The organism is Dialister sp. i34-0019-2H8, from assembly GCF_042846925.1.
Classification (GTDB): Bacteria; Bacillota; Negativicutes; order Veillonellales; family Dialisteraceae; genus Dialister.
This window is the reverse complement of record NZ_BAABYQ010000001.1, coordinates 2285274-2304734: the sequence shown is the minus strand read 5'-3', so window position 1 is coordinate 2304734 and position 19461 is coordinate 2285274. Positions and strand designations below refer to the sequence as shown.

Annotated in this window: 24 protein-coding genes; 20 read left to right on the top strand and 4 right to left on the bottom strand. The window is 48.0% G+C overall.

The genetic code is table 11. The features are described 5' to 3' along the window. Window positions 1-134: 134 nt before the first annotated feature. From ACGG9R_RS10035 to ACGG9R_RS09955, 17 genes are all read left to right on the top strand, one after another. Window positions 135-863 (top strand): gamma-glutamyl-gamma-aminobutyrate hydrolase family protein, encoded by a 729-nt coding sequence (locus tag ACGG9R_RS10035; RefSeq protein WP_390154627.1) that lies wholly within the window; start codon window positions 135-137, stop codon window positions 861-863. 360 nt (window positions 864-1223) lie between these two features. Next, on the top strand, window positions 1224-1292 hold the full coding sequence (locus ACGG9R_RS10030; protein ID WP_390155146.1) for a putative holin-like toxin: 69 nt from the start codon (window positions 1224-1226) through the stop codon (window positions 1290-1292). Window positions 1293-1559: 267 nt separating this feature from the next. Continuing rightward, complete coding sequence (locus ACGG9R_RS10025; RefSeq protein ID WP_390154625.1) at window positions 1560-2624, top strand: glycosyltransferase family 4 protein; 1065 nt, start codon at window positions 1560-1562, stop codon at window positions 2622-2624. Between the two features lie 324 nt (window positions 2625-2948). Further along, window positions 2949-4094 (top strand): non-hydrolyzing UDP-N-acetylglucosamine 2-epimerase, encoded by a 1146-nt coding sequence (wecB, locus tag ACGG9R_RS10020; protein WP_390154622.1) that lies wholly within the window; start codon window positions 2949-2951, stop codon window positions 4092-4094. Window positions 4095-4144: 50 nt separating this feature from the next. Next, window positions 4145-4411, top strand: coding sequence for an AtpZ/AtpI family protein (locus ACGG9R_RS10015; RefSeq protein WP_390154620.1), 267 nt, complete (start codon window positions 4145-4147; stop codon window positions 4409-4411). 13 nt (window positions 4412-4424) lie between these two features. Further along, window positions 4425-4793, top strand: coding sequence for a hypothetical protein (locus ACGG9R_RS10010; protein WP_390154617.1), 369 nt, complete (start codon window positions 4425-4427; stop codon window positions 4791-4793). Between the two features lie 38 nt (window positions 4794-4831). Continuing rightward, window positions 4832-5497 (top strand): F0F1 ATP synthase subunit A, encoded by a 666-nt coding sequence (gene atpB / locus ACGG9R_RS10005; RefSeq protein WP_390154614.1) that lies wholly within the window; start codon window positions 4832-4834, stop codon window positions 5495-5497. Window positions 5498-5636: 139 nt separating this feature from the next. Beyond that, window positions 5637-5888 carry a F0F1 ATP synthase subunit C gene (atpE, locus tag ACGG9R_RS10000; RefSeq protein ID WP_022106740.1) on the top strand — a complete coding sequence of 84 codons (252 nt, stop codon included), beginning with the start codon at window positions 5637-5639 and terminating at the stop codon, window positions 5886-5888. Between the two features lie 50 nt (window positions 5889-5938). Further along, window positions 5939-6433, top strand: coding sequence for a F0F1 ATP synthase subunit B (gene atpF, locus ACGG9R_RS09995; RefSeq protein WP_022106741.1), 495 nt, complete (start codon window positions 5939-5941; stop codon window positions 6431-6433). Window positions 6434-6435: 2 nt separating this feature from the next. Then, window positions 6436-6981: a F0F1 ATP synthase subunit delta gene (locus ACGG9R_RS09990; protein WP_022106742.1), complete on the top strand. Its 546-nt coding sequence runs from the start codon at window positions 6436-6438 to the stop codon at window positions 6979-6981. A gap of 15 nt (window positions 6982-6996) precedes the next feature. Beyond that, window positions 6997-8529: a F0F1 ATP synthase subunit alpha gene (gene atpA, locus ACGG9R_RS09985; protein ID WP_390154610.1), complete on the top strand. Its 1533-nt coding sequence runs from the start codon at window positions 6997-6999 to the stop codon at window positions 8527-8529. 5 nt (window positions 8530-8534) lie between these two features. Further along, on the top strand, window positions 8535-9410 hold the full coding sequence (gene atpG / locus ACGG9R_RS09980; RefSeq protein ID WP_390154607.1) for an ATP synthase F1 subunit gamma: 876 nt from the start codon (window positions 8535-8537) through the stop codon (window positions 9408-9410). Window positions 9411-9445: 35 nt separating this feature from the next. Beyond that, the gene (atpD, locus tag ACGG9R_RS09975; protein WP_022106746.1) at window positions 9446-10879 is read left to right on the top strand and encodes a F0F1 ATP synthase subunit beta; all 1434 of its coding nucleotides are present in this window, start codon (window positions 9446-9448) and stop codon (window positions 10877-10879) included. 3 nt (window positions 10880-10882) lie between these two features. Next, on the top strand, window positions 10883-11302 hold the full coding sequence (locus tag ACGG9R_RS09970; RefSeq protein ID WP_022106747.1) for a F0F1 ATP synthase subunit epsilon: 420 nt from the start codon (window positions 10883-10885) through the stop codon (window positions 11300-11302). Window positions 11303-11524: 222 nt separating this feature from the next. After that, the gene (locus ACGG9R_RS09965; RefSeq protein WP_022106748.1) at window positions 11525-12046 is read left to right on the top strand and encodes a nitroreductase family protein; all 522 of its coding nucleotides are present in this window, start codon (window positions 11525-11527) and stop codon (window positions 12044-12046) included. A gap of 368 nt (window positions 12047-12414) precedes the next feature. Next, window positions 12415-13119 (top strand): hypothetical protein, encoded by a 705-nt coding sequence (locus ACGG9R_RS09960; protein WP_390154603.1) that lies wholly within the window; start codon window positions 12415-12417, stop codon window positions 13117-13119. Between the two features lie 44 nt (window positions 13120-13163). After that, window positions 13164-13730: a flavin reductase family protein gene (locus ACGG9R_RS09955; protein ID WP_390154601.1), complete on the top strand. Its 567-nt coding sequence runs from the start codon at window positions 13164-13166 to the stop codon at window positions 13728-13730. An 85-nt stretch (window positions 13731-13815) separates the two neighbouring features. Here ACGG9R_RS09955 and ACGG9R_RS09950 read toward each other — a convergent pair whose 3' ends face one another. Both ACGG9R_RS09950 and ACGG9R_RS09945 read right to left on the bottom strand, forming a co-directional pair. Further along, window positions 13816-15168, bottom strand: a complete 1353-nt coding sequence (locus tag ACGG9R_RS09950) for a hypothetical protein (RefSeq protein ID WP_390154599.1) — start codon at window positions 15166-15168, stop codon at window positions 13816-13818. An 86-nt stretch (window positions 15169-15254) separates the two neighbouring features. After that, on the bottom strand, window positions 15255-15524 hold the full coding sequence (locus tag ACGG9R_RS09945; protein ID WP_390154596.1) for a hypothetical protein: 270 nt from the start codon (window positions 15522-15524) through the stop codon (window positions 15255-15257). 119 nt (window positions 15525-15643) lie between these two features. On the opposite strand from ACGG9R_RS09945, the gene ACGG9R_RS09940 reads away from it, so the two are divergent. Genes ACGG9R_RS09940 through ACGG9R_RS09930 form a run of 3 tightly spaced genes read left to right on the top strand, consistent with a single transcriptional unit; the run spans window position 15644 to window position 18190 of the window. Further along, on the top strand, window positions 15644-16576 hold the full coding sequence (locus ACGG9R_RS09940) for a metal ABC transporter ATP-binding protein (RefSeq protein ID WP_390154593.1): 933 nt from the start codon (window positions 15644-15646) through the stop codon (window positions 16574-16576). Window positions 16577-16579: 3 nt separating this feature from the next. Beyond that, window positions 16580-17383 (top strand): ABC transporter permease, encoded by an 804-nt coding sequence (locus ACGG9R_RS09935; RefSeq protein WP_390154591.1) that lies wholly within the window; start codon window positions 16580-16582, stop codon window positions 17381-17383. Between the two features lie 3 nt (window positions 17384-17386). Continuing rightward, window positions 17387-18190, top strand: coding sequence for an ABC transporter permease (locus ACGG9R_RS09930; protein ID WP_390154588.1), 804 nt, complete (start codon window positions 17387-17389; stop codon window positions 18188-18190). A 210-nt stretch (window positions 18191-18400) separates the two neighbouring features. Here the strand turns inward: ACGG9R_RS09930 and ACGG9R_RS09925 are convergent, their stop codons facing one another. Both ACGG9R_RS09925 and ACGG9R_RS09920 read right to left on the bottom strand, forming a co-directional pair. Then, window positions 18401-19093 (bottom strand): LrgB family protein, encoded by a 693-nt coding sequence (locus ACGG9R_RS09925; RefSeq protein WP_322350264.1) that lies wholly within the window; start codon window positions 19091-19093, stop codon window positions 18401-18403. Beyond that, complete coding sequence (locus tag ACGG9R_RS09920) at window positions 19086-19430, bottom strand: CidA/LrgA family protein (RefSeq protein ID WP_390154585.1); 345 nt, start codon at window positions 19428-19430, stop codon at window positions 19086-19088. Before ACGG9R_RS09920 ends, ACGG9R_RS09925 begins: the two co-directional genes overlap by 8 nt. Window positions 19431-19461: the final 31 nt, after the last annotated feature.

The following is a 19461-nucleotide window of genomic DNA, read 5'->3' as shown; positions in this document are numbered from 1 at the left end:
ATGCAGTGCTCTATGAATGGTGTGCCCCTTCAAACACTTCGCACTTCTCACTAAGTCCCCAAAATTGATAAATCGCAATACCAGTCCCTAGTCGCTAGTCACTAGTCACTTTTCATTCATTAAAGGAGTTTCTTATGCGTAAACCCATCATCGCCGTTACAGCAGACACGCTTCTTTCGGATATGAAGCCGATCAATCAGAGAATGGCGGACTACGCGCCGCGTCCGCTTTTGAATGCGCTGGGGCGCGCCGGCCTGCTCCCCATCATTCTGGCTTATGACGACTACGCCGACCCAGAGGAATATGTGGATAGCTTTGACGCACTCGTCCTATCCGGCGGGCCCAATCCCGCTCCCCGTTTCTACGGAGAAGAGCCGCTCTGGTGCATTGGGCCGACCTACGAGAAGAGAGATATTTTCGAGATCGGGCTCATCAAGGCCTGCCTCAAAGCGGACAAGCCGATCCTCGGCATCTGCCGCGGCCATCAGATCCTGAATGTCGCCTTGGGCGGCAAGCTCTGGCAGGACATGCAGGCACAGAATCCCAAGGCCACCATCCAGCATATGCAGAAAGCGCCGGGAAACATCGCGACCCATTATATAGAGATCGATCCGGAAAGCCGCTTGCATGATGTCTTGGGAGATGGGCTCTACGTGAATTCGCGCCATTGCGAAGCCATCAAGAAGCTCGCTGACGGTCTCCGCGTCACGGCAAGAAGCAGAGACGGCATCGTCGAAGCGACCGAAAGCGTGAAGAATGACCTCATCACCACCGTCCAGTGGCATCCGGAAAATATGGAGGAAAAGGTGATGGATCCGCTCTTCAAAGCCTTTGCCGAACGTGTCAAGCGGTGGATGGTATGAACACGAGACATGATGGCGAGGCATCTCAGGCGGAAGTGCCGCGGAGCTTGAACAGGTCTCTGCGCATAAGGGCAGCTTAAAATTCATATTTAAGCATGCTTGCAAAACTGAATTCGCGTGGTATAATAATGAGGAAGACGGAAGAGAATGTACGGATTCCGTTCCGCCTTCACAATATAAGCCGCTTTCCCCGAGCGGCTTCTCCACTCCTTTATCTCCTTTTATTTTTACACTCTCACGGAAAAGGGCGGCCCGAAGGCCGCCCTTTTCTTGTGCGCAGGATAACGAATGTGATAAAATGGCATCAGATGTACTTTGGCGGTCCGAAGCTTCCTGTCAATCAGGAAGGAGCTGAGTGTCATGAGTACTTTTGAAACATTGTACCTGATGATTGCTTTTGCAACTCTCATTGTAATGATGTTGAAATAATGTTTTCCTGACATGAAAAAAGCCGCCTGATTCACAAGCAGGTTTCAGTGTCAGCGGACGGCCTTTCTCACCTTTATTTTTCTGGGAGGCGCCGGGCGCTTGCACACGCTGAGGTACGCCTACCATTTGCTTATATTATGGCATAGCCATGCAAGTCATGGCTATGCTTTTTGTATGGTCGATGGGCGGCCACGCACTCCATTCTAGCCCTCCCTTGTGCTTTGTGGTAAAATAGGTTTGAAATGTTGTCTATTAGGAGGTGTTACGTTGTTCGCCTATGCGTTCACGTTTCTTGTGGCACTGGCTGTGACCTTTGTGCTGACGCCGGTGGTGAAGAACTTCGCCATCCGCATCGGTGCCGTCGACAAGCCGGATGCGCGCAAGGTACATCATGGACTGATACCGCGTCTGGGGGGGCTGGCCATTTACGCCGGCTTCATGGTCTCGGTGATCGCGACCATCGGCTTTACCTATGAGATGGTCGGCATCATGGTGGGAGCGACATTTTTGATCGCGGTTGGCATCGCTGACGATGTGTACTCCCTGCCGCCGAAGGTAAAGCTCTTGGGGCAGATCATCGCTGCGGCCATCCCCGTCGTCATTTTCAATATCAATATCGAATGGATCGACGTACCGCGCCTCGGCATTATTTATTTGCCGGAGATCATATCGCTGCCGCTCACCATTTTCTGGATCATCGGCTTCGTGAATACGGTGAACCTGATCGACGGCCTGGACGGTCTGGCAGCCGGCATTGCGACGATCGCATCCATCGCCATCGCCCTCCTTGCTTTTCAGATGGGGCAGTGGGTGGCTGCAGCAGCCATGATCGCCATGACAGGGGCCTGCCTTGCCTTTCTGCAGTATAACTTCAACCCGGCGAAGATCTTCATGGGAGATACCGGCTCCATGTTCCTGGGCTATATCATCTCGGCCGTGTCCGTCATGGGCTCGATGAAGACCGTAGCGACAGCCGTCCTCATCGTGCCGCTTCTCGCGCTCACCGTGCCGATCACCGATACCCTCCTTGCGATCGTCCGCAGAAAGTCGAGCGGTGTGCCGATCTTCTCACCGGATAAAAACCACCTGCATCACCGTTTGCTGGCCAAGGGGCTGAATCAAAAGCAGGTCGTGCTCGTCATGTACGCGCTGACGGCCTTCTTTTCCTGCACTGCGCTCATCGTCATTCACCTGTCCCTTTGGATCGGCATCGCGATCGTAGCCATCGCCCTCGTACTCTTCGTCCTTTGGGCAAGAAAGCTCGGTGTCATGCAGGAGATCGTCCCATCGCCCTATCAGATGGAACAGAAGAAAAAGAAAGATAGTGACTAGTGACTGGTAGCTAGGGATTAGGGACTTCGAGTGACTAGAGACTAAGAGACTGGGAGACATTAGACTCCCGTGTTGTCATTTCGAGCGAAGCGAGAAATCTTTGTCATTTGCGGTCAGGTGGGCAATGATTGGAAAGTTCAAAACGGGAAACCTGCTACCCGCAGACTTTCGGGCATCGCCCTATTTATACTCTGCGGCGCTTCCATATTTTTATGCGCCGCCACCACCATTTCTCATTCGACAAAGATTTCATCCACAATCAGTGGGCAGCACGTCCCACAGGCTAACCCTGAACCAAACCACAAAGAGAGGAATGCAAGAATCATGATCAAAGTAATGACGATTTTCGGGACACGGCCGGAAGCCATCAAGATGGCGCCCGTCGTAAAAGAGCTTTTGAAGCGGCCGGACATTGATACGAAGGTCTGCCTCACCGCGCAGCACCGCGAGATGCTCGATCAGGTGGTCGATCTCTTCCATCTGCCGGTGGACTATGACCTGGACATCATGAAGAGCGGGCAGTCCCTCTACGACATCACCGCCCGCGTGCTTCGCGGGCTGGAAGATGTGCTGAAGAAGGAGAAGCCCGACTACGTGCTCGTTCACGGAGATACCACGACCACCTTCACCGCAGCACTGGCCGCTTTCTATCAGCAGATCAAGATCGGTCATGTCGAAGCAGGCCTGCGTACCGGAAACCTGCTTTCGCCCTTCCCGGAAGAAGCCAACCGTCAGCTGACCGGCGTCCTCTCGAATGTGAATTTTGCTCCGACGGAAACGGCCAGAGAGAATCTCCTGCGCGAGAGCAAGGACGATAAGAACATCTACGTCGTCGGCAATACCGTGATCGATGCTCTTCTTGCGACCGTCAAGAAGGACTATCATTTCGAGGATGCGGAGATCGAAGCCATCGAAGAGCACAAGCGTGTGATCCTCGTGACGACACACCGCCGTGAAAATCTGGGCGCTCCGATGCACCACGTCTACCGTGCGCTCCGCCGTCTGGTGGAAGCCGTGCCGGATACCGAGGTGGTCTTCCCGGTGCATAGAAATCCGCTCGTGCGTGAAGCCGTTTCCGAAGAGCTCGAAGGCGTGCCAGGCATTCATCTTGTCGAACCGATGGAATATGAACCATTCACAAACCTGATGGCCAGAAGCGCCATCGTCCTCACCGACTCGGGCGGCATTCAGGAAGAAGCCCCGAGCCTTGGCAAGCCCGTCCTCGTTCTTCGTGATACCACCGAGCGTCCGGAGGCGGTCGAAGCAGGTACCGTGAAGCTCGTCGGCACCGATGAAGAAAAGATCTTCCATGCGGCCTATGAGCTTTTGACGGATGAGAAGGCGTACAAAGCCATGGCAGAAGCCGTGAATCCATATGGAGACGGCCATTCGGCAGAACGTATTGCGGATGCCCTTCTCTACATCGAAGGATTAAGTGATAAAAAACCGACTAAATTTATAGCCAAGTAAAAAATCCTATGCTATAATGTACATGTACATTTGCATGTTTTACTTTTAACATGCTTTTTTTAGAAACCATAGCGAGAAACCAGATGGATAAGAAGGGGAAAATGCCGAAGGACGATGACTGGCATCCGCTGAGAAGTGCTGCCGTCGCATCAGGGGCAGGCTTGACCATGCTGGCCTCCATCGCTGTGGGCGTATGGGCGGGTCTCAAGGCCGATGAATGGCTGGGCACCGATCCATGGGGACTCATTCTGCTTTCTGTCATAGGAGCGGTCGGCGGTTTGTGGTCTGCAATTACACAGATATTAGGTAAGAAATGATATGAACTTCGACTTGACTTTTCCTCACTATGCCAAGCGCATGAATCAGTACATTCTGGTCATCGCTGTCATCGGCGCAGGCATACTGCTTGCCTGGCAGGGCTGGGCATATGCGATTGCCTGGGGGTTGGGCTGCCTGTTTCATATCTTTTTTTTCAGCCTCATGCTGGTTAAGTTTAACCAGTGGCAGAGAGACAAGCGAGAAGTGGACTTCATCGGACGCCGCCTTGTGGTATTCACGATGCTCCGCTTTATTTTGGAGATCGCAAGCTGCGCAGCGGTGATCTTCACGCCGCTCAATATATTGGCTTACTTAGGTGGCTTACTTACACTGCCTGCTGCAACTCTTGGGGAGCGGCTGGTCGGTTTAATTAAGGAGTAGTTTTCTTGATATCCTTGTAAGAGAAAGGGGGTGAGATTATGCATCTTCATACGGGTACACATGTTGTAGAGCAGCTCTTTGGCATGTCTGTGAATATGGATACGCTTTATACCACATGGCTTACTGCCATCATCGTCTTCATCGCCGTATTTGCAGCGACCAGAGGCAGATCCCTGATCCCGGGAGGCTGGCAGAATGTGATCGAAATGGTCATCGAAGGTCTTTGCTCTCAGTTTGAAAGCAATGTCGGGTCGAATTATCGCAAGGTGGCGACCGTTCTTCTGACGCTGTTCCTCTTCATCTTCACTGCGAATCAGATCGGTCTTCTGCCGACAGAACACCTGACTGCGTCTCCGACCAATGACGTGAATACTACATTGGGCTTATCCATCGCATGTTCTTTGATTACACACTTCTATTTCATTAAGTGTAAAGGCGTAGGGCACTGGCTTTCCCATTTCTTCAAACCATTCCCGATCTTCGCCATCATGAATCTGATCGAAGAAATTGCGAAGCCGATTACGCTGGCTATGCGTCTATTCGGCAACATTCTCGCGGGTGAAATTCTGCTGGAAGTTTTGTACTTCCTCTGCCCATGGCTTGTACCTATGATCTGGATCGCCGTATCTTTGTTTATCGGTCTGGTTCAGGCATACATTTTCACCACCCTGACTTCCGTATACCTGAAAGAAAGCGTTGACTGAGTCACAGCCGGTGAAGCGGCTACGCCGCATAATAAACGGAACGGCACCGCCCGTAAAAACGGTAAATACAATAGCCTGCCTTCCCTGATCACGGGGCAGTGCTAAAATTTTTTGCAATTCTCTAGGAGGAATTATCATTATGGATCAGACAATCGTAGCACAGTATTCCCTGATTGCAGCAGCAATCATTGCAGCCTGCGCAGCTCTTGCAGCAGCATTCTCCGACTCCAAAGCCGCAGCTAAAGCTCTCGAAGGTATGACCCGTCAGCCGGAAATGGCAGGCAAACTCTTCACCAACATGCTCGTAGCTATCGGCCTTATCGAATCTATTCCGATCATCGCTATCGTTATCGCTCTCGTACTCGTATTCGCTAACCCATTCCTGAAATAATTATTCCTAATTAAAATAATTACGGAATATTAGGCTAAGGAGGGAACGAATTGGTAGACCTGAATGGTACCTTGTTGATGCAGATCGTCAACTTTATCATTCTCTGTGCTATTCTTGGCCATTTCTGCTACAAGCCGGTACTCAAAGTACTCGACGACCGCAAAGCTCGTATTAAAAACGACCTGGACAGTGCTGCCCAGTCCAAAGCTGCTGCTGAAGAACTGAAAGTCAGCTACGAAGCCCAGCTGAAAGACGCACAGGCAAAAGCCCAGGAAATTGTGGACAAAGCAGTCAAGGAAGCCAAGGTGCAGGCGCAGGCACAGATTGATGAAGCCCATGCATCTATCGCCAAAGCAAAGGAACAGGCCAGCCAGCAGATCGAAAGAGAACGCAAGGATGCTCTGGAAGATCTGAAGGCTCAGGTGGCAGTCCTTTCCTGCGATATTGCAGCAAAGATCATCAGCAAGAACATGACGCCGGACGCCAACGACCGGCTCATCGCAGAAAGCATCGCAAAGCTGGATGCTAAAAAAGCAGGTAAATAATCATGGATAAGAACGTAATCCTTGCAAAGAAATACGGTCGCGCCATCTATGAAATCGCTGCTGAACAGAACAGCTTGGAAAAAACAGAAGAAGAACTTCACCTGATCGCAGACGCCATCAAGGAACATGCAGATCTGAAGGAGCTTCTTTTCCATCCTCTGCTTGCAAAGGATGTCAAGAAAGATACGATTAAGAAATTATTTGCAGATAAGGTTCAGCCTGTCGTTCTGCAGTTCTGCTATGTCGTAATCGACAGAGACCGCATTACCGACTTCCCCGCTATGGTAGACGTATATACGACTCTTGCGCATCATGGCATGGGCATCGAAGAAGCTGTGGTGACCTCCGCACTCCCGATGACCAAGTCCCAGGTGGAAGCATTGAAAGCGAAACTCTCCGAAATTACAGGGAAGAAGATTCTCATGAAGCAGAAAGTGGACACGGCGCTGATTGGCGGCTTCACCGTTCAAGTGGGCGACCGCCTGATCGATGGGTCCGTAGCCAGACAGCTGCAGACACTGAAAGCTATTATGATGCAAAGAGATTGAGGTGACTTCTAGGAAATGAAAATCAGTTCAGATGAAATTACATCTGTCATTAAAAAACAGATTGAAAACTACAAAGTAGACCTCAATGTCGATGAAGTTGGTACGGTTCTTGAAGTCGGCGACGGTATCGCTCATATCTATGGGCTCGAAAACTGCATGGCCGGCGAACTGCTTGAACTGCCTAACGGCGTATATGGCATGGCTCTCAACCTGGAAGAAAGCAACGTAGGTGCCGTTCTTCTGGGTCGCGCCGAAACCATTAAGGAAGGCGACACAGTCAAGAGAACAGGCCGTCTGATGCAGGTCCCGGTAGGGGACGCTGTTATCGGCCGCGTTGTCAATGCACTGGGCCAGCCGATCGATGGCAAAGGCGAAATCAAGACCGCCGAATTCCGCGACATTGAAATTAAAGCACCGGGCATTGCTGACAGACAGCCAGTCAATGTACCGCTGCAGACTGGTCTCAAAAGTATCGACTCCATGGTTCCGATCGGCCGTGGTCAGCGTGAACTTATCATCGGTGACCGTGGTACCGGTAAAACCGCTATCGGTATCGATACCATTCTGAACCAGAAGGGTCAGAACGTTATTTGTATTTACGTATCCATCGGCCAGAAAAACTCCAACGTCGTTCGTGTATACGAAAGACTGAAGCAGGCTGGCGCTATGGACTACTCCATCATCGTCCACGCAGGCGCATCCGAAGGCTCCCCGATGCAGTACCTGGCACCATACTCCGGTGTCTCCATCGCGGAATACTTCATGCATCAGGGCAAAGACGTCCTCATCATTTATGATGACCTCTCCAAGCACGCTGTCGCATACCGTGCTATGTCCCTGCTGCTGCGTCGTCCACCAGGACGTGAAGCTTACCCAGGCGACGTATTCTACCTGCACTCCAGACTGCTGGAACGTGCTGCCCGTCTTTCCAAAGAACTCGGCGGCGGCTCTATCACCGCTCTTCCGATCATCGAAACTCTGGCAGGCGACGTAGGTGCATACATCCCGACCAACGTTATTTCCATCACCGACGGTCAGATCTACCTCGAAACCGCACTCTTCTACTCCGGTATCCGTCCGGCTATCAATGTCGGCCTCTCCGTATCCCGTGTAGGCGGCTCCGCACAGATCAAAGCGATGAAACAGGTCGCAGGTACCCTGCGTCTGGACCTCGCTCAGTATCGCGAACTTGCAGCATTTGCTCAGTTCGGCTCCGACCTCGACGCTGCTACCAAGGCACAGATCGACCGCGGCCAGAGAACCACAGAGATCCTGAAACAGCCACAGTACTCCCCATACCCGGTCGAAGATCAGGTACAGGCGATCTACGTAGCCGTCAACGGATACCTGGATGATGTAGAAGTCAATGAAGTCGTTGATTTCGAACATCAGATTCTCGCATTCCTCCACAGCAGCCATCCGGAAATCGGCGAAGACATCATCAAGAATAAGAAACTGACTGATGAAAACGAAGAAAGACTCAAAGCTGCTATTGTTGAATTCAAAGAACGCTACAACGCAAAAAAGTCTGAAACGGTAGAGGGGTGATCTGATTGGAAAGTACGCGTGATATAAAAGGGCGCATTAAATCTGTCACCAACATCCAGCAGATCACAAAAGCAATGAAGATGGTCGCCGCAGCCCGTCTGCGTAAAGCAGAAGAAAAAGCAAACGGCTCCCGTCCCTATGCTGAAAAAATCGGAGAGCTTCTGCGCCGTGCTTCTTCGGTAACACCCGGTTTCACCAGCCCGCTCTTTAGAACAGGCGAAGTGAAGAAGGTCGGCTATCTTGTCATCAGTGCAGATAAAGGCCTCGCCGGTGCTTATAACTCCAATGTTATGAAGCAGACCTTAAGTGAAATCTCCGGTAAGGATCGGTCAGAGTATGCACTCTACGTGTGCGGCAAGCAGGGAAGAAACTACCTGAAATTCCGCGACTATGATCTGGATTCCTATCATTTCGGCTTTTCTGACAAACCGTCGGCACAGGACTCCATCGCTCTTGCAAAAGAAATGGTGGACTACTTCACCAAAGAAGAAGTCGACGAAGTCTACATTATTTACACAAAATTCATCACTGCTCTCCGCCAGCAGGTGAAGGTACAGAAATTACTTCCTGTCGAATCGCCGAAGGCAGAAGCAGGCGAAGCAGACAAAGAACCATCCGTGGATGATGAATACATCTTCCTGCCGGATGCAGGCACAGTCCTTTCCAAGCTGCTTCCTGAATATGTACAGGTGCAGGTTTACAACGCCATGCTCCAGTCCGCTGCCTCCGAACTTGGCAGCCGAATGGCAGCTATGTCCGCTGCAACCGACAACGCGACCGAAAGAATCGCCGACCTCAACCTTACGTACAACAAAGCACGTCAGGCACAGGTCACCAACGAAATTTCCGAAATCGTCGGCGGCGCAGCTGCGCTTGAATAAACCCGCATAAAGAATTTAAGGAGGAATGCTTCTTCATGGCAAATGAAAAGGAGATGCAGGTAGGTAAAGTAGTCCAGATCATCGGCGCAGTCGTAGATATTGCATTCGATGACGACAAAGAACTCCCTGCTATCTATAACGCAATCCATGTAAAAGATGATAAATCCGGCGTTCCTGTTGATGTTATCTGTGAAACCATGCAGCACCTCGGCGACGGCGTCGTCCGTGCCGTAGCTATGAGCTCCACAGATGGCATGGTACGTGGAATGAAAGCAGTCGACACCGGCCGTGCTATTGCAGCACCGGTAGGCGACGGCTGCCTTGGACGTATTTTCAACGTTCTCGGACAGACAGTAGATAACGATCCGGCCAAAGTACCGGCATCCGACTACTGGCCGATTCATCGCCCGGCACCGGCCTTCAAAGACCAGTCCCCGGCAGCTGAAATTTTCGAAACCGGCATCAAAGTCGTCGACCTGATCTGCCCATACGCAAAAGGCGGTAAGATCGGTCTGTTCGGCGGTGCAGGCGTAGGTAAAACAGTCCTGATTCAGGAACTGATCCACAACGTAGCGACCGAACATGATGGCTGCTCCGTATTCTGCGGCGTAGGCGAACGTACCCGTGAAGGCAACGACCTCTGGGGCGAAATGAAAGACTCCGGCGTCCTGAACAAAGTAGCACTGGTCTATGGCCAGATGAACGAACCTCCGGGAGCTCGTATGAGAGTCGCCCTGACAGGTCTGACCATGGCAGAATACTTCCGTGATAAACAGGGCCAGGACGTACTGCTCTTCGTCGACAACATTTTCCGTTTCGTACAGGCAGGCTCCGAAGTATCCGCACTGCTCGGCCGTATGCCGTCTGCCGTAGGTTACCAGCCAACGCTCGCAACCGATATCGGCGAACTGCAGGAACGAATCACTTCCACCAAGACCGGTTCCATCACATCCATTCAGGCTGTATATGTACCGGCCGATGACCTCACCGACCCGGCTCCGGCTGGCGTATTCACCCATCTGGATGCTACCACGGTACTGAACCGTTCCATCGCCGAACTGGGTATTTACCCGGCAGTCGATCCGCTGGACTCCACTTCCCGTATTCTTGATCCGAACGTACTCGGCGAGGAACACTACGAAGTAGCCCGCGGCGTACAGGCTATTCTGCAGCGCTACAAAGAACTGCAGGATATCATCGCCATCCTCGGTATGGAAGAACTTTCTGATGACGATAAGGTCATCGTTGCTCGCGCAAGAAAGATCCAGAGATTCCTGTCTCAGCCGTTCTTCGTAGCTGAACAGTTCACAGGCTCCCCAGGTAGATATGTACCGCTGAAGGAAACCATCAGAGGCTTCAAGGAAATCCTTGCAGGCCAGCACGATGATATGCCTGAAGGCGCATTCTACATGGTCGGCACAATTGATGAAGCAATCGAAAAGGCTGAAAAGATGAAGAAAGGGGAATAAGCCATGGCTGATACCCTTACTCACTCCATGCACGTGGAAGTCATCAGTCCGGATGGTCCGATCTTCAGTGAAGACAATGTGGACATGGTGGTGGCCCGCGCAGAAGACGGCGAATTTGCTGTCTTGAAAAACCATCTGCCTCTGGCAGCCGCTTTGGAAATGTGCGTTGTACGCATTAAAAAAGCAGCTGAAGAACAGAAGGTCGCTGTATTCGGCGGGTTCTTGGAAAATTCCAAGAACAACGTAAACATCGTGGCTCCACTGGCTGAGCTGGCTGAAACCATCGATGTAGCACGCGCCCAGGCAGCGAAAAAGCGTGCAGAAGACAGACTGGCTTCTCACAGCGCAGACATCGATATGGACCGCGCAAGACTCGCTCTCATGCGTGCACTGACACGCCTCAAAGCGACCGGAACGATCTGATATGGATACCATAAAAACCGCAGCTTCGGCTGCGGTTTTTTGTTTTCATCTATAGATATCAGAGGTCGGATCGCCTGATACCGGTCAGCAGTCACTTCTTCCCACGCAAACCGCTCCCATATGGTATAATAAAGATAACAAAAGCAGTGTGGCTGCTATTCTTTAGCAAGAATACATAATAACACGCCGGGACCACCGGACATTTAGCAAGGAGGAGAGACCATGGACGAAATTTTCAATCGCGGAACCTGCCGCTACTTCAAAGAACTGACCCCTGTGCCGGATGAAGAGCTGCTGACGCTCGTCAAGGCGGGCATGCAGGCGCGTGCTGTCGGCAACCAGAAGTCCCGTGACTTCATCATCGTCACGCGTGAAGATCTGGTGAAAGCCATTTCTCACAACAGCATCATCGCCGGCCCGGCGCGCAAGGCGTCTGCTGCGATCGTCATCGTCGGCAAGAAGGATGGCATCAGCTTCCCGGAAGAATGGAGCTTCGACTGTGCGGCGGCTGCGCAGAACATACTGATCGAAGCTGAGCACCTTGGTCTTTCCACCTTGTGGATGCAGGTGTATCCGTATCAAGACAGAAAGATCCATCTGTGCCATATCTTAGACATCTCGACGGATGAGGACCCCTTCTGCATCATCGCCGTCGGCTATGCAGACCGTCGTCCGGTGAGACTGAATCGCTACGATGAAAATGCTGTCTCCTATGATCTGTATGGGAATCATAAGAAGAAATAAAAACGGAAGCCATGCGCGAAGCGCATGGCTTTTTGCGTATCCGCGCGCTGTGATATAATGGGGGAAGGAGAGGGGGATAGTGACTGGTGGCTAGTGGCTAGGGATTAGGAATCAGAAAATGCTCCCTTTTCGTAGAATTCGTCGGGATACTTGAATCAAGCATTTCTCTCGTATCGTCATTTCGAGCGAAGTCGAGAAATCTCTCTTGCACTGCGTTGATCTGTAGCGATGCGCGTATCGGTAACCGATGCCTTATTGCTTTGCTTTTCAGCTGCCCCATGGAAGTGGTTTTCCTGGGGATGACGAACGGAGAAGCTCTTACACCTTAAACCGCAAACCACACACTCTATTACCCCGGAGGTGATCGTATGGACTATAAACTGTTATTCACCGCGACGGTCTGCGCTGCCGCTTTCTGCGCTACTCCCGTCCATGCGGACTACACGAGCTGGCAGGATCCGAGCTATGATTTTTCGAAGATCAGTCGCATTTATGTGGGCCGCGTGGATATGAGTGATGTCGCCTTGAGCAGTGCGAGACAGAAGAGCTTGGAAACGACATTTGCCAGCCGCATGAACAAATCAAAAATTCCCAAAGATGTGATGCTTACCATAGAAGCACCGACGGCGTCGAAGACCCTTTCCGGCTCCCGTGTGCAGAAAGCGTCGGCTGAGAGCGGGACGGAAGAGGCGGAGGATCTCTTCGAAGCGGCGAAGGCCGCGAATGCACAGGTATACATCCTGCCCAGGCTCACCCGCTGGCAGGTGAAGAGCTACATCGAGCCGGCGCATGTGGAGTGGAGATCTGTTCAGGTGCGGGATTCCTATCAGGACAAGGATGGAAACTGGCATGATTTTTACCGCACAGAAACCTACCCCGACTATGTGCCTGCCCGGGAGATCCCATATGCTGTGGTGACGATGACCTTCGAATGGTATGATGTAGAGAGCGGTGAGCTTATCGCTTCGAGCGAGGATGACCGCACGCGCAATGCGGAGAACGATCCGAAGGGGATGTATCAGCGCATCGTCGACCGCTTTGCAAAGGATCTGAAAGAGAAAGTGGAGAAGTGAAGAGAGCCGCTTTTCCCTATTTTGTACGATGAAAAGGTGACGCTATGAAAACGAATCATAAGCCTCAATCCATTCTTTACCCCCAGCCTGTGCTGGTGATTACTTCTTATGACAAAGAAGGAAAAGCTGATGCCATGGTGGCTGCTTGGGGCGGTATCTATGACACCAACCAGATTGGTTTCATGTTAGACCATCATCACCAGACCACGGAAAACATCAAAGAAAGCGGCGCCTTCACCGTCAGCATGGCTACCGTAGACACTATGGCAGCGTCCGACTACTTCGGCACCGTCAGCGAAGCCAAGGCCGCAGGAAAAATTGAAAAAGTAGGATATCATGCCGTCAAGAGTGAACAGGTCAATGCACCGGTCATTACTGAGTATCCACTGACCTTTGAATGCAAAGTCAGCAAGGTTACCCAAGTAGGCGAAGACTTCCATTTTGTAGGCGATATCGTCAATATCTTGGCCGATGAAAGTATCTTGACCGATGGGAAAATCGATCCGAAGAAATTGAATCCACTAACCTTCGATGCTGTCCATGGTACCTATATCACACTGGGAGATACGGTAGGCAAAGCTTGGGGCGAAGGAAGAAAGTTTGTGAAATAGAATTTGTAAAAAACAGCGGTATTCAAAAGACTATTTTGAGTACCGCTGTTTTTTATTTTTTATATGTTTGAAGTCAACTTACTATTTATTCTGAGGTATAATGGCGTACAGTTGATTTCAATTCTGCTAGAAATTCTGATAAATTAGTATAGTTGAATGTAAAAGCTTTATCATAGATTTTATTAAAGTAGCTGCTCTTATAAAATCTATCTTCTATTCGTTTATACATATCATTTTCAGAATCTTGATATAGAATTCTTGAATAGTCATCGAAAAATTCTATGTTTAACAATAACGCTGCAATTGCGTAAATAGTTCGTTTTATATCATTAAAAGGGTACTCAATGGGATAAAAGCCCAATGCACCAGCTAATATTTCCGGAAGATTTAGTCCTGAGTTGAGTTGACAATATTCATAATCGACCAGGTAAACAGATTTTTGATCAAATAATACATTTGTTAGTGATATATCAGAATACTGTATGCCTTGTTTTTGTAATGTATGAACAATGCAAATGATTTTACGAATAATAAAAAGTATTTGCTTGATAGATAATTTTCCACCATTTTTTAATAAAGAAAATAGTGATTCTCCAGGAAGCTTTGACATAACAAGAAAATAATGATCATCAATATAGAAATCTGATAAAAATTTCGGAGCAAATGAAAATTTTGATATTTTTTTTAAAATTATCTTTTCATGATGTAAGCGATTTATTGCATCTACTCCGTGTATATCTAAATCATGAAGAGGAGAGGCTTCTTTTAGAATTACTGTAGAGGCTGCTTCTAAATTGATTGCGGTGTAGACAGAACTTTTTCCTGAAATATGATGAATTCCGCATAAGTATAAACGTGAGGGGAGTTCATGAAAATGAGGAATAAAATAGTCGTCAATGGGGATGGTAACATTGTTCGGTATAGTTCTATTACGCTTATCTACATACTTACTTTCTGTTGAGCCTTCGTTTTGGATATCGCCGTAACGATAGTAAACTACTTGGCTATTCATATAAGAATAATCTGAAGGTATAGAGATACTTTTCATTGGTTTATATATAATTTCCAAGTCTTGCAATAATTGAAGTAATTCATTTTGTGTTGATGGATAAATTGTAATAAATTTACCGATTTGACTATAACCGTTATATCCTAAATTTTGGCGTTCTAAATCCCTGAAGTCTTGAATAACTTTCCAGGCAATATTTTTGTGTTGGATATAGTGCCAAAACTTATCTAAAATATCCGTAGCATTATTTAAAGTAGCACTCAAGTGAATTTTGAATCCAACAGAAGGAAGTTGGAGAGATATATTTCGAGGAGAAAAGCATAGCCAAAATTTGTTATCTGTTATGATGTGGTTAGAAGATTTTTTTAATTCACTGATAAGGGAATGAAATGTTATGCGTTTTATCCGTTTCATTTCAACATAATTCATAAAAGTACCTTCCTTACGAACTATATGCTATCAATCATGTAACTGATTGATAGCATAATATTAGAAGATGCTGCCTAAGTATCTATTTAGCAATTGGGATTATGATGACATGTTTTTACTGTGCAAGTTTTAGTGCATAATTCACTTGCAATATCCAACTGATTAACGAGTTCGGAAGAGTTTTGCAATAGGCCCAGTGTATTAAGGTCTGAAAGATTGCGAGCAGACAGAAGAAGTTTTTCTGCTGAGGGAATTTCGTAATTGGCTACTAAAGACTCATGTGAATACATAAACTGTTTTGCTAGCAAAGCATTGTGCTCTAAGTCGTATACAAGATTTGACAGTTGTGTGCTCATATATGAAACCTCCTGTTTGAATAAGTTTTCAAGCAGCATCTATGTACATGATAATACAAAAATGATACAATGTATAGAGAAAAATTTATAAAAAATTAAAAAGCAAGGAGGGGGGAATAGTGGATAAAAAATATTTGATTTTAATAAATCACGTTTCTGTATACTATGATGATTTCTGTGCGTTGCATGATGTGACTTTTGATATACAAAAGGGCGATTTCATTGCACTCATGGGATCGAATGGGGCAGGAAAGAGTACATTCTTGAATACATTGATGGGCTTTTTGTCTCCTAAGGAAGGGACGATAGATTTTAATGAAGAAAAAATATCTTTGAGAAATCCTATGGCCTCCATTGGTTTTTCTTCTCAAAAGATGGTCATGGATTGGTATTTGAATGTATGGGACAATGTATATTTAGGATGTAGTTTAGCTGGTATGGGAGGAAACAGGGCTAAAGTATTGACTGAAAAAGCACTGCAGCGAGTTTCCTTGACAGAAAAAGCGAAAAAAGGAGTGGATGAACTTTCTGGTGGACAACAGCAGAGAGTACAAATTGGTCGCGCTATTGTGCATGAACCGGATTTATATATATTGGATGAGCCAACGGCTGGATTAGACCCCGATATTGCGGAAAATTTTTTTGCCTATCTATGGGAAGAACATAAAAAAGGAAAAACCATTATTGTATCCTCTCATGACTTATATTTGCTAGAAAAATATTGCAACAAGCTATTATATATCGAAAAAGGAAATGTACGATATTGGGGTGGCCTACAAGAGTTTTTACAAACCCATCATCGAGTTGCTTTATATCGTGGCACCGTCAAGGCTGCTAAGGATATGCCCGATATGACAGTATCTTATCGTGCTTTTACCTTTTTGCCTGATGAGAGTGAAGAACCATGCACCTTTGTGATTGCTTTGGCAGAGGGGCATACCCTTTCAGAAGCCTTGCTGGAATTGTCTGCCCATTGTGTGATTCAATCCATTGGTGTGATGGAGGAAAGTGGGTTACGTGACTTTTTTGTAAACCAGAAGAAAGGTGTATAGAAAATGCAACCGGCATCATTTCGTAGATATGCTAGATATAATTGGGTGGCTGTCTGGGCTTTGATTCGAGTGGAAGCTCGCGCCTTTTGGGATACGCGGTTTATGCTCTTTTCGGAAATTATCATGCCTTTTATGTATTTCCTGTTTATTGCATTGCCTTTAGCGAATACAGTAGGTAGTATTTCCTTTCAAGGACAATTGATTTCTTATCCCGATTATGTGTTGGTTGGTCTACTAGCCATGAACATGATGCAACAGATGGTTCGTGTTATTTATCGCATGGCAGTGGATCGGCAGTATGGATTTTATGCGTTGAAGATGATAGGTGGAATTTCTCCTGTCATCTATATTGGTATCATGAGTATCAGTTCCATTATGGGATATGCAGTACAGGGGATAGTCTTTTATCTATTGATTCTTCTCTTTCATTTACATGTGAGTTTGGGAAATTTTATTCATTTATGGGCCATTGGACTGATTGCATTTTTCTTTTGGGCTGGATTAGCCGCTATGGTGACAATGAAGATTGACAGTTTTGCTACACGAGATGCAGTGGTTTCCTTTGTAGTGACACCCTTATCCTTTAGCGCCCCGGCGTTTTATGTGTGGAAAGAAGCGCCTGCTTTTATCAGATATATTGCGATATGTAATCCATTGACATATCAGTTGGAAGTGTTACGAGAAGTGGCTTTTGATACTTTGTCTAAGCCTTCTTTCTTTTTGGTATGTGTGTTTAGTGTGGTATCTATTGCTTTGGCCACATGGGTGGTATCTCATGCGGCGTTGATTGCGGGGAAAGGAGAATGACCTATGGCACCAATCGAATTTCGCCATAGAAGTACTTGTAATTATATAGGTACATGGACCATTATAAAAATGGAAAGTCAGAGAATGGTGCTAAAACAGAAATGGTTTCTTCTGGCGAATATGCTGACACCCCTTTTATACTTTTTCTTCATTATTAATGCTTTATCTCCAATGTTAGGTACCGTACGATTTGATGGGCATTCTGTCAATTATGAAGCCTATGCCTTGGTGGGGCTTATGGCGATGAATCTAATTGGCCAGATGGGAAAGACCATGTATCGTATTTCTTCTGATAGAAAGAACGGATTATTTGCTTTGAAAATGGATGCCGGGTTGCATCCGATGCTCTATATTATGGCTATGGGCGTCTCGTCTATCTGGGGGTATTTGCTTCAGATGGTATGTTTTTATATACTCATGGCGATATGTCAGATTTTTATAAGTGCTTGGATATTTTTATTATTGACAATTGTTGGCTTGGTTGCGTTGGTATTTTGGATTTGTTTAGGCACAGCGTTGGCATTTTATTTGGGCCAAAAGACTTCCTGGCAAATGGGTGTTAATTTTCTGATGCTTTTATTATCTTTTAGTGCCCCTTCCTTTTATTCCTATAACGATGCTCCCGTATATATTCAACAACTATCCATGCTAAATCCACTTACCTACCAATTAGAGGCGATGCGAACGGTATTATTTGCGTCCTTATCTTGGGATATACTAGGGAAGATGGCAGGTTTTAGCGTAGTATCATTTTTTATCGCGGCGTGGGTTACAGGGCGTGCTTCCTTAGTAGATAGGAAAATATAAAAAACGGTAGGGAAATCAGATATCCATTTCCCGCTATAGCGACAATAAAAAACGGCGCATTATGCGTCGTTTTTTGGTGGATAGGTTTGAAGTTTTCAAGCTTCTCAGGTTTGTTGGATGCAGGAAACTTGTTGCTGGTTATTGCTTCGCCAACTGCTAACTGCTAACTATTCCTAAGGCCTAGCTAGCAATCCCTAATCCCTGGAAAGGCTAAATCAGCACGGCAAAGAAGGAGGCGAAGACGACAGTGAAAACACCGGCGACTACGATGGAGAGAGAGGACATGGCACCCTCGATGGGGCCAAGCTCCATGGCTTTGGTCGTACCCATCGCGTGTGCCGCAGTGCCAAGAGCGATGCCGCGGGCGATGGGGTCGGTGATATGGAAGAGACGGCAGACGGATTCGCCGATGATATTTCCGAGGATCCCGGTCGCGATGATGGCGGCGACGGTGATGGAGACATAGCCTCCGAGCTCTTCGGAAAGTCCCATGCCGATGGCCGTGGTGATGGACTTTGGAAGCAGCGTCACGTAGGAAGCGTGGTCAAAGCCGAAGGCCAGGCAGAGGACGTAGACGGCAAAGAGCCCTGTCACGACGCCGGAAAGGATACCGAGGAAGATGGCCTTATAGTTTTTCTTCAAAAGCTTGATCTGTTCATAGAGCGGCACGGCGAGACAGATGGTGGAGGGCGTCAGCAGGTAATTGATGTAGGAGGCGCCTTCGTTATAGTCCTTGTAATCCATGCCGGTCACCTTGAGGAAGCCGATGACCAAGAGGACCGCGGTCAGAAGCGGATTGAACAAGGGAAAATGAAATTTCAAAAAGAGTTTCGAGCCGAGATAAAAGGCGATGAGGCTGATGAAGACTGAGATGTAGGCGGAGTGTGTCAGGAAATCATTCATGGCAGGTCTCCTTCCTTGTGACCTTCTTCATGATAAACTGCGTGAAAAGGCCGCCGGCTGCCATGACGATGACCATGGCAAGGATGGTGATCACGATGTACTGCAGAAGGGTAGAGGAGATCAGGTGCCACGAGTCCATGAGGCCGACGGCGGCCGGAAGGAAGAGGATGGGCATGATCTCGATGAGGAACATGGAGGCCTGCCGGATCTGCGGGATACGGATGACCTTGAAGTATAAGAGGGCAAACAGGATCAGTATCCCGTAAATGCTGGCCGGTACAGGAAGTGGCAGCAGCGCATGGAGAAGTTCTCCCACAAAGGAAATGGCTAAGATCATTCCGAATTGAAATAAATAAGGCATAGAAGGT

Coding starts and splice junctions, on each gene's coding strand:
- ACGG9R_RS10035 (WP_390154627.1), top strand. CDS start 135: ATGCGTAAACCCATCATCGCCGTTACAGCAGACACGCTTCTTTCGGAT.
- atpA (WP_390154610.1), top strand. CDS start 6,997: ATGAAAATCAGTTCAGATGAAATTACATCTGTCATTAAAAAACAGATT.
- ACGG9R_RS09945 (WP_390154596.1), bottom strand. CDS start 15,524: ATGAGCACACAACTGTCAAATCTTGTATACGACTTAGAGCACAATGCT.
- ACGG9R_RS09930 (WP_390154588.1), top strand. CDS start 17,387: ATGGCACCAATCGAATTTCGCCATAGAAGTACTTGTAATTATATAGGT.
- ACGG9R_RS09960 (WP_390154603.1), top strand. CDS start 12,415: ATGGACTATAAACTGTTATTCACCGCGACGGTCTGCGCTGCCGCTTTC.
- ACGG9R_RS09935 (WP_390154591.1), top strand. CDS start 16,580: ATGCAACCGGCATCATTTCGTAGATATGCTAGATATAATTGGGTGGCT.
- ACGG9R_RS10015 (WP_390154620.1), top strand. CDS start 4,145: ATGCTTTTTTTAGAAACCATAGCGAGAAACCAGATGGATAAGAAGGGG.
- ACGG9R_RS09950 (WP_390154599.1), bottom strand. CDS start 15,168: ATGAATTATGTTGAAATGAAACGGATAAAACGCATAACATTTCATTCC.
- ACGG9R_RS09990 (WP_022106742.1), top strand. CDS start 6,436: ATGGATAAGAACGTAATCCTTGCAAAGAAATACGGTCGCGCCATCTAT.
- ACGG9R_RS09965 (WP_022106748.1), top strand. CDS start 11,525: ATGGACGAAATTTTCAATCGCGGAACCTGCCGCTACTTCAAAGAACTG.
- ACGG9R_RS09925 (WP_322350264.1), bottom strand. CDS start 19,093: ATGAATGATTTCCTGACACACTCCGCCTACATCTCAGTCTTCATCAGC.
- ACGG9R_RS09955 (WP_390154601.1), top strand. CDS start 13,164: ATGAAAACGAATCATAAGCCTCAATCCATTCTTTACCCCCAGCCTGTG.
- ACGG9R_RS09970 (WP_022106747.1), top strand. CDS start 10,883: ATGGCTGATACCCTTACTCACTCCATGCACGTGGAAGTCATCAGTCCG.
- ACGG9R_RS09920 (WP_390154585.1), bottom strand. CDS start 19,430: ATGATCTTAGCCATTTCCTTTGTGGGAGAACTTCTCCATGCGCTGCTG.
- wecB (WP_390154622.1), top strand. CDS start 2,949: ATGATCAAAGTAATGACGATTTTCGGGACACGGCCGGAAGCCATCAAG.
- atpE (WP_022106740.1), top strand. CDS start 5,637: ATGGATCAGACAATCGTAGCACAGTATTCCCTGATTGCAGCAGCAATC.
- atpD (WP_022106746.1), top strand. CDS start 9,446: ATGGCAAATGAAAAGGAGATGCAGGTAGGTAAAGTAGTCCAGATCATC.
- atpB (WP_390154614.1), top strand. CDS start 4,832: ATGCATCTTCATACGGGTACACATGTTGTAGAGCAGCTCTTTGGCATG.